Annotated in this window: 12 protein-coding genes, 15 tRNA genes and 1 rRNA gene; 25 read left to right on the top strand and 3 right to left on the bottom strand. The window is 57.0% G+C overall.

Annotated elements, in window-relative coordinates; translation table 11 throughout:
• The first annotated feature begins 141 nt into the window (after positions 1–141).
• From rrf to ACFFIY_RS03305, 21 genes are all read left to right on the top strand, one after another.
• Positions 142–257 (top strand): 5S ribosomal RNA (gene rrf, locus ACFFIY_RS03205).
• A gap of 33 nt (positions 258–290) precedes the next feature.
• A tRNA-Asn gene (locus tag ACFFIY_RS03210) sits at positions 291–365 on the top strand.
• Positions 366–370: 5 nt separating this feature from the next.
• Positions 371–461 (top strand) — tRNA-Ser (locus ACFFIY_RS03215).
• 18 nt (positions 462–479) lie between these two features.
• Positions 480–554: transfer RNA gene (locus tag ACFFIY_RS03220), tRNA-Glu, on the top strand.
• Between the two features lie 17 nt (positions 555–571).
• Positions 572–646, top strand: a tRNA-Met gene (locus ACFFIY_RS03225).
• 2 nt (positions 647–648) lie between these two features.
• A tRNA-Asp gene (locus tag ACFFIY_RS03230) sits at positions 649–724 on the top strand.
• A 22-nt stretch (positions 725–746) separates the two neighbouring features.
• Positions 747–822, top strand: a tRNA-Phe gene (locus ACFFIY_RS03235).
• A gap of 3 nt (positions 823–825) precedes the next feature.
• Positions 826–901: transfer RNA gene (locus tag ACFFIY_RS03240), tRNA-Thr, on the top strand.
• 5 nt (positions 902–906) lie between these two features.
• Positions 907–990: transfer RNA gene (locus tag ACFFIY_RS03245), tRNA-Tyr, on the top strand.
• A gap of 5 nt (positions 991–995) precedes the next feature.
• Positions 996–1,069 (top strand) — tRNA-Trp (locus ACFFIY_RS03250).
• A 13-nt stretch (positions 1,070–1,082) separates the two neighbouring features.
• Positions 1,083–1,158 (top strand) — tRNA-His (locus ACFFIY_RS03255).
• 46 nt (positions 1,159–1,204) lie between these two features.
• Positions 1,205–1,280, top strand: a tRNA-His gene (locus ACFFIY_RS03260).
• Position 1,281: 1 nt separating this feature from the next.
• Positions 1,282–1,353, top strand: a tRNA-Gln gene (locus ACFFIY_RS03265).
• A 7-nt stretch (positions 1,354–1,360) separates the two neighbouring features.
• Positions 1,361–1,435, top strand: a tRNA-Gly gene (locus ACFFIY_RS03270).
• Positions 1,436–1,446: 11 nt separating this feature from the next.
• Positions 1,447–1,520: transfer RNA gene (locus tag ACFFIY_RS03275), tRNA-Cys, on the top strand.
• A 29-nt stretch (positions 1,521–1,549) separates the two neighbouring features.
• Positions 1,550–1,634: transfer RNA gene (locus ACFFIY_RS03280), tRNA-Leu, on the top strand.
• 188 nt (positions 1,635–1,822) lie between these two features.
• Entirely contained in the window at positions 1,823–3,202 is a 1,380-nt protein-coding gene (locus ACFFIY_RS03285; protein WP_354198607.1) for a chloride channel protein, read from the top strand.
• A gap of 42 nt (positions 3,203–3,244) precedes the next feature.
• Complete coding sequence (locus ACFFIY_RS03290; RefSeq protein ID WP_354198605.1) at positions 3,245–4,660, top strand: DHA2 family efflux MFS transporter permease subunit; 1,416 nt, start codon at positions 3,245–3,247, stop codon at positions 4,658–4,660.
• A 122-nt stretch (positions 4,661–4,782) separates the two neighbouring features.
• Positions 4,783–4,905 (top strand): hypothetical protein, encoded by a 123-nt coding sequence (locus ACFFIY_RS03295; protein ID WP_354198603.1) that lies wholly within the window; start codon positions 4,783–4,785, stop codon positions 4,903–4,905.
• Positions 4,906–5,079: 174 nt separating this feature from the next.
• Positions 5,080–5,817 carry a glucose 1-dehydrogenase gene (locus ACFFIY_RS03300; protein ID WP_354198601.1) on the top strand — a complete coding sequence of 246 codons (738 nt, stop codon included), beginning with the start codon at positions 5,080–5,082 and terminating at the stop codon, positions 5,815–5,817.
• 165 nt (positions 5,818–5,982) lie between these two features.
• On the top strand, positions 5,983–6,231 hold the full coding sequence (locus ACFFIY_RS03305) for a hypothetical protein (RefSeq protein WP_354198599.1): 249 nt from the start codon (positions 5,983–5,985) through the stop codon (positions 6,229–6,231).
• 221 nt (positions 6,232–6,452) lie between these two features.
• On the opposite strand, the gene ACFFIY_RS03310 is transcribed toward ACFFIY_RS03305, so the two are convergent.
• Both ACFFIY_RS03310 and ACFFIY_RS03315 read right to left on the bottom strand, forming a co-directional pair.
• Positions 6,453–6,968 (bottom strand): DIP1984 family protein, encoded by a 516-nt coding sequence (locus tag ACFFIY_RS03310; protein ID WP_354198597.1) that lies wholly within the window; start codon positions 6,966–6,968, stop codon positions 6,453–6,455.
• Positions 6,969–7,655: a B3/B4 domain-containing protein gene (locus ACFFIY_RS03315; protein ID WP_354198595.1), complete on the bottom strand. Its 687-nt coding sequence runs from the start codon at positions 7,653–7,655 to the stop codon at positions 6,969–6,971.
• Between the two features lie 80 nt (positions 7,656–7,735).
• Here ACFFIY_RS03315 and queG point away from each other — a divergent pair, with 80 nt between their 5' ends.
• The 3 genes from queG (at position 7,736) to ACFFIY_RS03330 (ending at position 10,151) form a co-directional block, all read left to right on the top strand.
• Positions 7,736–8,890: a tRNA epoxyqueuosine(34) reductase QueG gene (gene queG / locus ACFFIY_RS03320; protein WP_354198593.1), complete on the top strand. Its 1,155-nt coding sequence runs from the start codon at positions 7,736–7,738 to the stop codon at positions 8,888–8,890.
• Entirely contained in the window at positions 8,887–9,357 is a 471-nt protein-coding gene (gene trmL, locus ACFFIY_RS03325; RefSeq protein WP_354198591.1) for a tRNA (uridine(34)/cytosine(34)/5-carboxymethylaminomethyluridine(34)-2'-O)-methyltransferase TrmL, read from the top strand. The genes queG and trmL overlap by 4 nt, the downstream gene beginning before the upstream one ends.
• A gap of 512 nt (positions 9,358–9,869) precedes the next feature.
• Positions 9,870–10,151 (top strand): hypothetical protein, encoded by a 282-nt coding sequence (locus tag ACFFIY_RS03330; RefSeq protein ID WP_376837177.1) that lies wholly within the window; start codon positions 9,870–9,872, stop codon positions 10,149–10,151.
• Between the two features lie 44 nt (positions 10,152–10,195).
• Here ACFFIY_RS03330 and ACFFIY_RS03335 read toward each other — a convergent pair whose 3' ends face one another.
• Entirely contained in the window at positions 10,196–11,497 is a 1,302-nt protein-coding gene (locus tag ACFFIY_RS03335) for an NCS2 family permease (RefSeq protein WP_354198587.1), read from the bottom strand.
• Between the two features lie 154 nt (positions 11,498–11,651).
• On the opposite strand from ACFFIY_RS03335, the gene ACFFIY_RS03340 reads away from it, so the two are divergent.
• Positions 11,652–12,482 carry an aldo/keto reductase gene (locus tag ACFFIY_RS03340; RefSeq protein WP_354198585.1) on the top strand — a complete coding sequence of 277 codons (831 nt, stop codon included), beginning with the start codon at positions 11,652–11,654 and terminating at the stop codon, positions 12,480–12,482.
• Positions 12,483–12,722 lie beyond the last annotated feature (240 nt).

A 12,722-nucleotide genomic window follows, 5' to 3' on the forward strand; every position in this document is an offset into this window, starting at 1 on the left:
CAACATAAACAAGGTTCGGCAGAAACTTGGTTCAATGTCTGTTTTATCCGGTTTTGAGCGAACAAGCGAAAAGATTTTCGCAAAAACGCTTGCAATAACCTGTAGATTTGATATAATAAATCTTGTCTTGTGCAAAACAAGTCTGGTGACGATGGCGAAGAGGTCACACCCGTTCCCATCCCGAACACGGAAGTTAAGCTCTTCAGCGCCGATGGTAGTTGGGGGCTTCCCCCTGCAAGAGTAGGACGTCGCCGGGCTTGCTGCAAACAAGATCAGCAAATCAAGTTTATTCCGCAGTAGCTCAGTGGTAGAGCAATCGGCTGTTAACCGATCGGTCGTAGGTTCGAGTCCTACCTGCGGAGCCATTAATGGAGAGCTGTCCGAGTGGCCGAAGGAGCACGATTGGAAATCGTGTATACGCTAACCGCGTATCAAGGGTTCAAATCCCTTGCTCTCCGCCAGTTTTATTATTTGAATATGGCCCCTTGGTCAAGCGGTTAAGACACCGCCCTTTCACGGCGGTAACACGGGTTCGAATCCCGTAGGGGTCACCATCTTTACTTTATATTATCGCGGAGTGGAGCAGTGGCAGCTCGTCGGGCTCATAACCCGAAGGTCGCAGGTTCAAATCCTGCCTCCGCAACCAATGGTCCCGTGGTGTAGCGGTTAACATGCCTGCCTGTCACGCAGGAGATCGCGGGTTCGATTCCCGTCGGGACCGCCATTTTTTATACATAGTTTGTGTTGGCTTGGTAGCTCAGTCGGTAGAGCAAAGGACTGAAAATCCTTGTGTCGGCGGTTCGATTCCGTCCCAAGCCACCATGTGCCGGCCTAGCTCAATTGGTAGAGCAACTGACTTGTAATCAGTAGGTTGGGGGTTCAAGTCCTCTGGCCGGCACCACTTGTGGAGGGGTAGCGAAGTGGCTAAACGCGGCGGACTGTAAATCCGCTCCTTCGGGTTCGGCAGTTCGAATCTGCCCCCCTCCACCATCCATAGGGGCATAGTTTAATGGTAAAACAGAGGTCTCCAAAACCTCCGTTGTGGGTTCGACTCCTACTGCCCCTGCCATTTTTGACTGATGGCGATTGTGGCGAAGTGGTTAACGCACCGGATTGTGGTTCCGGCACTCGTGGGTTCGATTCCCATCAGTCGCCCCATCCCTGATGATCCAACCGGATCTGTGGTCAACCAAATATTGTTATGGCGATTGTGGCGAAGTGGTTAACGCACCGGATTGTGGTTCCGGCATTCGTGGGTTCGATTCCCATCAGTCGCCCCATTGGGGTATAGCCAAGCGGTAAGGCAACGGACTTTGACTCCGTCATTCGTTGGTTCGAATCCAGCTACCCCAGTTTTTATGCGGAAGTAGTTCAGTGGTAGAATACCACCTTGCCAAGGTGGGGGTCGCGGGTTCGAATCCCGTCTTCCGCTCCACTTTTTTATTTGGCGGCATAGCCAAGCGGTAAGGCCAGGGACTGCAACTCCCTTACCACCGGTTCGAGTCCGGTTGCCGCCTCCATTTTTTATTTTTGCATGATTTTACATCATGCCGGTGTGGCGGAATTGGCAGACGCGCACGACTCAAAATCGTGTTCCGTGAGGAGTGTCGGTTCGATCCCGACCACCGGTACCATACAAAGCAAATCATCCAAGCGCCAGATACTCCGGTATCCGGCGCTTTTTTCGTATGCCCGCCCACGCTGTCCACCGGCTGGTCCCCGGCCTGTGGGAAAGTGGACGAACTGCGGTATAATCGGCAGTATGAAGGACTTTCCTTCGTTTTTATGATCCAACAACCCAACACACTGGAAGTGACCTTTTGTGAGGCGCGTCAAATACCTGGAACCGCTCGTGATGATGGCAACGCTTGCCCGGTGGACTGTGCTTGCGGCAGTGGCGGGGCTCGTCGTCGGATCGGCGACCAGCTGGTTTCTGCTCATGCTGGACTATTTGCTCGGACGTTCGGAATCCGTCCCGCCGGCACTGCGGATGATCCTGCTGCCGGCGGGCGGATTGCTGAACGGGCTTCTTTTGTACTATGGCTACCGCCGCTTTGAAGGGCTGAAGGATTCGACCATCGCCGCCATCCATGAACAGTCGGGGCGAATGCCGTTTAAGACGATGCTGATCAAGCCGGCGGCCGCACTGATCACCTTGTCTTCCGGCGGCTCGGCAGGCAAGGAGGGGCCCTGTTCGCACATCGGGGGCTCGGTCGCCTCATTGCTCGGCCGGCTGTTCCGGCTCTCTCCCGAACTGCAGAAGCGGATGGTCGCCTGCGGAGTGAGCGCCGGTTTTGCGAGTGTGTTCGGCACGCCGCTGTCGGGTGCGATTTACGGCGTGGAAGTGCTGATCATCGGCCGGCTTCGCCAGGACGTCATTTTCCCGGCTTTTATCGCCGGTATGGTTTCATTTGAGATCAGCAAGCTATGGGGTGTCAGCTATGACTACTTTCCGATTGGGCTGTTCGAAGGCTCATCGTCGCTTTTCATCAAAGTTATTTTGATCGGTATTATGTGCGGGCTCGTGGCCTGGCTGTTCATCGAGCTGTTTGAGCAGACCCGGCTCGTTTTCCAGCTTGTCCAGATCAAGTACGGAATCTGGCCGCCGCTCATGCCGCTCATCGGGGGCCTGATCGTCTCCCTGCTCATCCTTTGGATTCCCGGCGGTTATTTGGGTCTCAGCCTTCCCGTCATGCAGGAGGCGCTGCAGGGGGAAAGCACGCGCTATTTTGGATTCCTCTGGAAGATGCTTCTCGTCGCAATCACGCTCGGTTCCGGATTCTACGGAGGCATCGTTACGCCGCAATTCGTCATCGGCGCGCTGGCGGGAAATGCATTTGCCCATCTGCTCGGCGTGGATCCGGTGCTCGGTGCGGCGGTCGGCATGGTGTCGGTCGTCGCCTCCGCTTCGAATACGCCGGTCGCCGCTATTTTCATGGGACTGGAACTGTTCGGGATGAACGCCGGCATTTACGTTGCCGCCGCCTGCCTGGCTGCATTTATCGTCATTGGCCACCGGAGCGTGTATCCGGATCAAATGGTCGCGTATTCCAAGTCGATCTGGATGACACTTCATCCGAATGTCTCTCTGGAAAAAGAAGAAGTACACATCTCCTACGGCCTTCTGAGGAAACTCAGGCGCATCCGCCACCGCCGGCGCCGCGGTCAGCCGGGCGGAAGAGGACAAAGGCCGTTCCGATAAAATATCTTTTCACCAACTCAAGCAAAGCGGAGGTACTCCATCATGACCGAACGCCAGCCTTCAAAGCCGGCTCCGGCCTACAACCGGAATCTCATCGTCTTCATCCTGATTGCGGGCGCGTTTGTCTCGCTTCTCAATCAAACCCTGCTCATCGTCGCCCTGCCACCGATTATGGACGACTTCAGGATCGGGCCTGATCAGGCGCAGTGGCTGACGACCGTCTTTCTGTTGACCAACGGGATCCTCATACCGGTTACGGCGTTTCTCATCGACCGGTTCTCCAGCAAGCGGCTGCTCATCGTCGCCAACCTGCTGTTCGCCGCCGGCACGCTCATCGGGGCGCTCGCACCCACTTTCTTCACTTTGATCATCGCCCGCATCGTGCAGGCGGCCGGAGCGGGGATGATGATGCCGCTCATGCAGACGGTGCTGCTGACGATTTTCCCAATCCAAAAGCGCGGTTCCGTCATGGGGCTGGTCGGGCTGGCGATCGGCTTTGCGCCAGCGATCGGTCCGACTTTGTCCGGATGGGTCCTCAACCATTATTCATGGCGTGCGCTCTTTTATATCGTCCTGCCGCTGGCTCTGATCAACGTGCTCCTGGCTTCCACCGTCATGAAAAATGTCACCGTGCAGAGGGATGTCCGGATTGATCTTCTGTCGGTAGTCCTCTCGACGCTCGGCTTCGGCGGCCTGCTGTATGCGTTCAGCAGCATCGGGGCGGAGGGGTGGCTGAGCCCGGCCGTGATCGGAACATTCCTTGTCGGAGCTGTTTCGCTGTTCCTGTTCATCCGGCGCCAGCTGCTGCTGAAGTCGCCGGTGCTTAACTTCGGCGTGTTCGGCTCCGGCATCTACCGGCTGATCATTCCGATGGGCATGATTGTGTTTGCCCTTCTGATCGGGACGGAGACGCTTCTGCCGTTTTACGTCCAGAATGTGCGCGGCGGGTCTGCACTGGAATCCGGTCTCCTGCTGCTTCCCGGCGCAGTCGCCATGGGGGCGATGTCGCCGGTCGCCGGCCGGATTTTTGACAGGGTGGGACCGGGTCGTCTGGCGATCACGGGATTCGGCCTGCAAGTACTGACGACAATCCCGTTCATCGTCATGCATGAAGACACGCCGCTCGCCTGGCTGGGATTTGTGTTCGCCCTGCGGATGGCGGGCTTGTCAATGCTCATGATGCCCCTCAGCACGGCAGGCATCAACTCGCTGCCAAGCCGGCTGATTGCGCATGGAACCGCCATGGACAACACATTCCGTCAGATCGGCGGGTCGATCGGGACGGCATTGCTCGTGTCGGTGATGACCGGTGCCGCGGGACTGATGCACAGCCCTGCCGATCACACGGCACTGATGGGCGGAATCCGCGTTTCGTTTGTCGTTGCGGGTGTCCTGGCCCTTGCAGGCCTTTATCTGGCGCTCCGGCTCGGAAAATTAAAAACATCGGCATCCGACTGATCAAGCCGCCGGCGGTTCCAGATGAGAACCTGCCGGCGGCTTTCAATTGCGAGATGGATGTTTAAGAGTGAGGGGAAGGGGTATAAGAATTAAGCGTAGTTTTTTAAAGGCAGGTGGATAACATGACTCGTCAATGGAACTTTATCATTGAAAACAAACTGATTACCGTCTTCGGCAAAGACCCGAAACGTGCAAAGGCGGAAGCCCATAAGATTTTTGATTCGCTCAAGAAAAAACGGGCATGAGAAACGCCGGCCGGAAGCGGCTTGGTGTTTTTTTAATCCCCGGACGGCCCTGTTCTTGACAGCCGTGTTGCGAAATAGGGAAGATTTGATGACAGAGGATATAATCCGGTTCCTGTTGCGTGTAGAACATTTAGTTTAACGCTATACTAAAGGTCAGAACAGGAGGAATGGAACATGAACAGACTCAAAGGTAAAGTGGCAATCGTGACCGGTGCGGCGCAGGGAATGGGGGCTTCGCACGTCCGCTTGTTCGTGGATGAAGGCGCGAAAGTCGTCTTCACGGACCTGAACGAGGAAGGCGGCAGGAAGTTGGCCGAAGAACTCGGAGAAGAATCTGTGCGATTCGTTAAGCAGGATGTGACGAATGCAGGGGATTGGGAAAGGGTCATCCAGGAAACGCAAAACACGTTTGGCGCACCGGATATTCTCGTCAACAATGCGGGCATCAGCATGAGCAAGTCGATCTTCGACATGACGGAAGATGATTACCGGAAGATCGTCAACATCAACCAGGTTTCCGTCTTCCTCGGCATCAAAGCCGCGGCACCGGCGATGAAGGAAGCCGGCGGCGGTTCAATCATCAACATTTCTTCGATGAACGGGCTCGTCGGCGGCGCGGCGGGTTATACGGATACGAAGTTCGCTGTACGCGGACTGACGAAAGCGGCCGCACTGCAGCTGTCCCCGCTCGGCATCCGTGTGAACTCCGTCCATCCGGGCGTCATCGAAACGCCGATGGTCACGCAGGGAGATGCCGTGGACACGATCAAAGAATTCGCCAAGCACATCCCGATGCGGCGGATGGCCCAACCCGAGGAAGTGAGCAACATGGTCCTCTTCCTGGCATCTGACGAATCCAGCTATTCCACCGGTGCCGAGTTCGTCATCGACGGCGGACTCACTGCTATGTGATCGGCTGGAATAGATCAGGCCCCCGTCCGCTTTTGCGGACGGGGGCTTTTCCGGTTTCAAAACCAAGGGGATGAATTCAGGGAAAAGGGGGAACAGTTGAATACAGAGGAATCCGCATGACTCCGCGGAATCACCCAACCTGAACCGGAAAGGAAGACGGACGACATGCAACTGATCGGTTTGTTCCTCCTGCTCATCCCGGTCGTGCTGTTCAACTTCGCCCTCGAGGAGAGGGGACGCAAGATGATCAAGCAGATCGAAGAGCAGGAAAGCCTGGGTGCAGAAGTGGAAGCAGGACGCTGGGTGGAAAATGCAGACCGGGATGAAAAGTGGACAAGTGCCGAACTCGCTCTCGGGATGATGATCTCACTCGGCGGTTTCGGCCTTTACCTGTTCTACGCCATGCTGAGCTGAAGGTTGCCCAAAAGTTGAAAACGCCCCGTCACCGCAAAAGCGGCCGGGGCGTTTTCCATGGGCGGACGCAGAGCAAACGATTGAGGTTCATTGCGTTCGCACTGGTTGGTCATGGGTGATGGGTCACAGTGGAACGGGTGAACGGGAATCGGTTTCGCATACGGATTAAATGCGCCCGGGCCATGCCCCGGAACGGACTCTCACCGGTCCGGAGAAGACGGTCAGAAATAGGAGCTGTCGTCAAAGTCGAGTGTAACTGAGTAGTTTTTCGCATTCACGGCGTTGGACAGTTTATGTGCCTGGCGCTCGGCTTCCTCGGCCTTTTTCCGGTATTCCTCCGGATCGAATGTGGCCAGCCGGTAAATGACCGTGCCTTCCGCGTAGCCGTACTGGATCTCTTCTTTATTGGAAAGCGACAGGTTTTTATAAAGCTGGGCCTTCGCGCGGAGCTGTGTGGCGAGTTCGATGGCTTCCACGATCGGCAGTTTTTCATCGCCGAACGCCACTTCATTGTCGACGTTCGCGCGGTAGATGAGCCGGTCGAGCGTGCGGCTGTCTTTGCGCACCCCTTCAAGTTCCCGTTCGATCGCCTCAAGCGGCCGCTTGGCCGGGACCGGTTGAGTGCCTTTCTCCACAAGGACGAACGCATTGCGCTGCATTTCTTCCGTCAGTTCATGAATGCGCTTTGTCAGGATGCTTTTCAGCTTGACGCCTTCCGCCAGGTTGATTTTCCCCATTTACTTTTCCTCCGTTTCATCATCAAGTCGGACCGACGGATGGCCGGCATGGAGGACGGCAGACCGGAAGCTTCCACCCGTGACGGACGTGAACAGCTTTCCGATGCCCTCGGTCAGTTCCGCCGCATGATCAAGGCGCAGCGACGGGCGCAGGTAAAGCACATGCAGGGCCTCCGTTGTGGATTCATCGGCAGCCGTTCTCCGGGAATCCACAAACGGACTGCCGAACGGGCCCTTGCAGTCTGCGCTGAGGAGAAGGTTCTCCAGGCTGTTGGTCCGGCCGTTGAGGCCTTCGTAGGCATCGTCTGCGGTTCCTTTGCGGAGTTCAACCGGCCCTGCGATTTTCAGGCTGTCATACAGTCCGCAAGGGATCGCCTCCCGGACGGAGATGAAGTTGTTCAGGTCGGCCCCCAGGTTGATCGGAGCGGGGGATTCGCCTTTCTTGAGCCGGCGCATGAGCGCTTCGGCGGACGGGCGGTAGCGGCCCGGATCCTTGCCGAATGCTTTCCAGACTTTCCGCCACTCCGCGATGCCCGGATAGTCGGTGACGGCTTTGTCGAGCAGGTCCAGCTTCAGTTCCTCATAGAACAGATTGATCCGCCCCTGCAGCATCCCGGGCGCGTCTTCCAGGCTGATTCTGTTATAATGGAGAATGCCGAATTTCAGATCCGGCACTGTTTCGTACAAAGATGGATCGGCTTGAACATTCAAAGCTATCACCTGCAATTGTTTTCATATAGCGTACCATATCGGAGAGGAGGAACGAAATGGATACCGCTCAGCTGCAGCGGGAGATCCGCGAATTTGCGAAGACCGCGGGGATCGACAAAATTGGCTTCACGACCGCAGACCCGTTCCGGGAAATGAAAAATCGCCTGCGCCGGCAGCAGGAGGCCGGATTCCAGTCGGGGTTCGAAAAAGGGAGCCTCGATGAACGGACTGACCCGTCGCTCCTGATGGAAGAGCCGGAAAGCATCATCGCCATCGCAGTCGCCTACCCGTCGAAAATGGAGAACCCGCCGAAAGGGAAAAAAGGCGAGCGCCGGGGCATGTTCTGCCGAGCATCCTGGGGCCTGGACTATCATGACGTGCTCCGGGAGAAACTTGCCCTGCTCGAAGCGTTCATCACGGAGCGGCTCCCCGGTGCGCGGCTGAAATCGATGGTTGATACCGGTGAGCTCGTCGACCGGGCGGTGGCGGAGCGGGCCGGCATCGGCTGGTCTGGGAAGAACTGCTCGGTCATCACGCCGGAGTTCGGATCGTACGTTTATCTCGGCGAAATGATCACGAACATCCCGTTTGCACCGGATGAGCCGATCGAGGACGGCTGCGGAGACTGCACGCTTTGCCTCGATATCTGTCCGACGGGCGCCCTGATCGAAGGGGGCCGCCTGAATGCGCAAAGGTGCATCGCTTTTCTTACACAGACGAAGGGGAGCCTGCCGCCGGAGTTCCGGACGGAGATCGGCAACCGGGTGTACGGATGCGACACTTGCCAGACGATCTGCCCGAAAAACAAAGGGAGGCACAACCGGATCCACGAGGCGTTCGAGCCGGAGCCCGAACTCGCGAAGCCGCTCCTCACCCCGCTTCTGTCCTTGTCGAACCGGGAGTTCAAGGAGCGGTTCGGCCACATGTCCGGATCGTGGCGCGGCAAAAACCCGATCCAGCGGAATGCCGTCTATGCGCTCGGCCATTTCAGGGAGGCGTCGGCCGTGCCCGAGCTCGCCCGGATCCTGATTGAAGACGCGCGGCCGTATATGCGGGGCGCAGCGGCCTTTGCTCTCGGCAAAATTGCCACGGAGGAAGCGGCAGATGCACTCCGGCAATCCGCAGAGGAAGAAAAAGATGATGAGGCGCTCGGGGAAATCCGCGCCGCCCTCCGACTCATCCAAGACCAGCAGAAGGAAGTGCCCAGATGATCCACGTTGTACTGCATGAACCGCTGATCCCGGCGAATACGGGAAACATCTCGAGAACCTGTGCCGGCACCGGCACGAAGCTCCACCTTGTCCGCCCGCTCGGATTTTCAACGGACGACAAGATGCTCAAGCGTGCCGGCCTTGATTACTGGGAGCACGTCGATCTTGAGTATCACGACGCGATCGAAGAAGTGTTTGATGCTTATCCGGACGGCGATTTTTATTACCTGACAAAATTCGGTGACGGAAACTATGCCGGCCGGGACTTTTCCGATCCGGAGAAGGATGTCTTCTTCATCTTCGGAAAAGAGACGAGCGGCCTGCCGAAGGACCTGCTTGCCGAGCATCCGGAGCGGTGCCTCCGCATCCCGATGAACGGCCACATCCGCTCGCTCAACTTGTCGAACACCGCAGCCATCCTCGTCTATGAGGCCCTGCGCCAGCAGGGATTCCCGGGACTGTCTTGACGAGGGGGAAGCGGCCGGGCCGCTCGGATTGGGCCCGGCGTGTTCCTTTTGGGAGCGAGTCGTACGGATTACGCCCCGAGTCGTACGGATTATGGGGTGAACCGTACGGATCCGGCTTTGAGCCGGACGGATCTTCTCTCACCTAGGACCCAGGGTTAATAGCGGCATAATAAAAGAGGCCCGCCGGAATGGCGGGCCTCTGCGTATTACTTGTCGATCGAGCCGGGCTTGTCTTCATAGCCGCCTGTCAGGATGGCGGAAAGGAAAGCGAAGATGACGCCGAGGATCAAGATAAGTTTCATGACGGTACCTCCTGTATCGAAGTTGCGGTCTATGAACAGTATACCGCAACCGGCAGAAAAAGAAAACGGGTGCTTGCCGGACGCTCCGCAAATCTGCGGCAACCGACAAAAAAATGACATGAACAGATATGAAACTTTTGGCCCGTCTTTTCCGTATAACAGTTACCGAAACAATAGAAAGCAGGGATACCTATGAGAGGTTCTACAGTTATGCGCTGGGTGACGGCGATCGGTGAAGCATTTTTGGCAGTCCCGTTCATCGGCGGTATTTTTGTGATGAGCACGGGTTATTCGGCGCTCGGCGTCATGTTCATTCTCCACGCCATCACGCTGGTCCTGGCGATACGGGATCATTCCGCCAAGTCAGGCTCCATCCTCGGCCTCGCCACGAGCGCGTTTGCCTGGATTCCGTTTGTCGGCTGGTTCCTCCACCTCGTGACGGCCGTGGTCCTCGTGTTCCAGGCCGTGCTCTCGCGTCCAAGATACTACTGAATTCAAAACGGCCCGCATCCGGAAAAAGGATGCGGGCCGTTTCTTTAATGCGGGAGGAACAGCAGCTGGTAGGCGAACATGGCGGCGAAAACATAAAGCAATGGTGGTACTTCCCGCCATTTGCCATTGACGACTTTGATGATCGGCCAGGAGATGAAGCCGAGGGCGATGCCGGTCGCGATGCTGGAGGTGAGCGGCATCGTCAGGATGATGAGGAATGCCGGGAAGGCTTCCTCGAACGATTCCCATTCGATCTCCTTCACAACGCCGATCATGAGGCTGCCGACGATGATGAGTGCCGGAGCGGTGATCGCCGCCACCCCGGACAAGGCACCGACGAGCGGACCGAAGAACGATGCGATGATGAACAGGACGGCGACGGTGACTGTTGTGAGGCCCGTGCGTCCGCCGACGGCCACCCCGGAAGACGATTCGACATAGGCGGACGTCGGGCTCGTCCCGAACATGGCGCCGGCCGTTGCGGCGACGGAATCAGCGAGAAGGGCGGGACGTACGCGCGGCAATTTGCCGTTCTTCAGCAGGCCGGCCTGCCGGGCAACGCCGACCATCGTGCCGGTCGTGTCAAACAGCGTCACCATCAGAAAAGCAAAGACGACGCCATACAGGCCGTGGGAGACCACGTCACCGAAAGCCGTCACCGGGTTCCAGACGATGATTCCTTCGGGCAGATGGGGCATTTTCACGAATCCCTCTGCAAATTTGAGCTGGCCGGTGAAAAATGCCGTGATGCCGGTGAGGGCCATTCCGATGAAGATGGCGCCATACACGTTGCGCGCCATGAGGATGACCGTTACCATCAGGCCGAACAGCGATAGCAGAACGGGTGCGGATGTAAGATCGCCGAGCTTGACGAGGTTCGTTTCATGATGGGCGACGATGCCCGATTGCCGGAGGCCGATGAAGGCGATGAACAGGCCGATTCCCGCCGTGATGCCGTGTTTCAGGTTTTGCGGGATGGCGTCGATCAGCTTTTCGCGGAGCGGCGTAAGTGACAGGATGACGAAGACAATGCCGGCGACAAATACGGCGGAAAACGCTGTGACGTAGTCAAGCGTGCCGTCGGATGCGATGATGACCGACGTGAAGTATGCGTTCAGCCCCATGCCAGGTGCGATGGCAATCGGATAATTGGCGAACAAAGCCATCCAGAGCGTCCCGATGACCGCTGCGATGATCGTTGCCATGAACACCTGGTCGAACGGCACGCCGGCCGCACTCAGCACAATCGGGTTGACGATGATGATATAAGCCATCGTCAGGAATGTGGTCATTCCCGCGAGGACTTCTGTTTTGACGGTTGTCCCGTTTTCTTTCAGCTGAAACATTTCAGATCCTCCCAAAAGACGAACGAATTAATAGACCATCCATCATAATATTCGTTTACGAATAAAATATCAACCGTTTTCTCAAAATCCGCAAATTCGATTCCCGTTTGCTTCTCGGGTAAAATGAAAAGACCAACATGGGGAGGGAATTTGGATGGAATTGAATCTGCAATCGACGAAAACACTGGCAAACGGTGTGGAAATGCCGCGTCTCGGCCTCGGCGTGTACAAAATGACCGATCCGGATGAGGCGCTGCAGGCGATCGGGACGGCGCTTGAAACCGGCTACCGAGCGATTGACACCGCGGCCGTCTACGGAAATGAAGCCCAGGTCGGCGAAGCCGTCCGGACGTCAGGCATTCCGCGTGAAGAGCTCTTCATCACGTCAAAAGTGTGGAACACCGACCAGGGCTATGATGAAACGCTCCGCGCGTTCGAAAAGTCGCTGCGCGAATTGAACATGGACTACCTGGACCTGTACTTGACCCACTGGCCGATTGCCGGCACATTCGCTGATACATACCGTGCGATCGAGCGGCTGTATGAGGAAAAGCTCATTCGGGTTCCGGGCGTGTCCAACCATCATCGTCATCACCTCGAGGAAGTATTCGCCGTGGCGAACGTCAAGCCGATGGTGAACCAGATTGAGCTTCATCCGTATTTGTCCCAGGAGGAGCTCCGGTCGTTCTGCCTGGAACATGAAATCGCCGTCACGTCCTGGTCGCCGCTCGCCCGCGGCCGCCTGCTGGATGAGCCGGTCATCGGACGCATCGCCGAAGCCCGCGGCAAGACGCCGGCCGAAGTGATCATCCGCTGGCATCTCCAGCACGACCTGATCGTCATTCCGAAATCCGTCCGGCCGGAGCGCGTCCGCTCAAACGCCGACGTATTCGACTTCAACCTGACCGACTCGGAAATGGAAGAAATCGACGGCATCAACCGCTTCGAACGCACCGGAACCGATCCGGATCAGATCAAGCTGTAAGGTGAATGAAGAAATAAAGAGCCCCGGATCTCCTGTGGAGAGCCGGGGTTTTTGGTCAATTAAGTGTGAATTCGCTGGTCTCAGTGTGAACGTGTCGTTCTAGATTGTGTCCATAGTAATGTGTAAACGCCATCAGTCGAAGAATCCGCTCGCTTACCGCGAGCGTTGCCTCAGCCTCCTCGAGCTTCGCTCTGCGGGGGCTGAGGCGGACGCTTTTCCCGCAGGTGTCTCGCGGATTTC

The organism is Bhargavaea ullalensis (assembly GCF_042432615.1).
GTDB classification, from domain to species: domain Bacteria; phylum Bacillota; class Bacilli; order Bacillales_A; family Planococcaceae; genus Bhargavaea; species Bhargavaea ullalensis.

Bases quoted from the DNA above. Each gene is read 5' to 3' on its own strand.
- ACFFIY_RS03330 (WP_376837177.1), top strand. From the start codon at position 9,870: ATGCGCTGGGTGACGGCGATCGGTGAAGCATTTTTGGCAGTCCCGTTC.
- ACFFIY_RS03335 (WP_354198587.1), bottom strand. From the start codon at position 11,497: ATGTTTCAGCTGAAAGAAAACGGGACAACCGTCAAAACAGAAGTCCTC.
- ACFFIY_RS03295 (WP_354198603.1), top strand. From the start codon at position 4,783: ATGACTCGTCAATGGAACTTTATCATTGAAAACAAACTGATTACCGTC.
- ACFFIY_RS03300 (WP_354198601.1), top strand. From the start codon at position 5,080: ATGAACAGACTCAAAGGTAAAGTGGCAATCGTGACCGGTGCGGCGCAG.
- ACFFIY_RS03310 (WP_354198597.1), bottom strand. From the start codon at position 6,968: ATGGGGAAAATCAACCTGGCGGAAGGCGTCAAGCTGAAAAGCATCCTG.
- queG (WP_354198593.1), top strand. From the start codon at position 7,736: ATGGATACCGCTCAGCTGCAGCGGGAGATCCGCGAATTTGCGAAGACC.
- ACFFIY_RS03305 (WP_354198599.1), top strand. From the start codon at position 5,983: ATGCAACTGATCGGTTTGTTCCTCCTGCTCATCCCGGTCGTGCTGTTC.
- ACFFIY_RS03340 (WP_354198585.1), top strand. From the start codon at position 11,652: ATGGAATTGAATCTGCAATCGACGAAAACACTGGCAAACGGTGTGGAA.
- ACFFIY_RS03290 (WP_354198605.1), top strand. From the start codon at position 3,245: ATGACCGAACGCCAGCCTTCAAAGCCGGCTCCGGCCTACAACCGGAAT.
- trmL (WP_354198591.1), top strand. From the start codon at position 8,887: ATGATCCACGTTGTACTGCATGAACCGCTGATCCCGGCGAATACGGGA.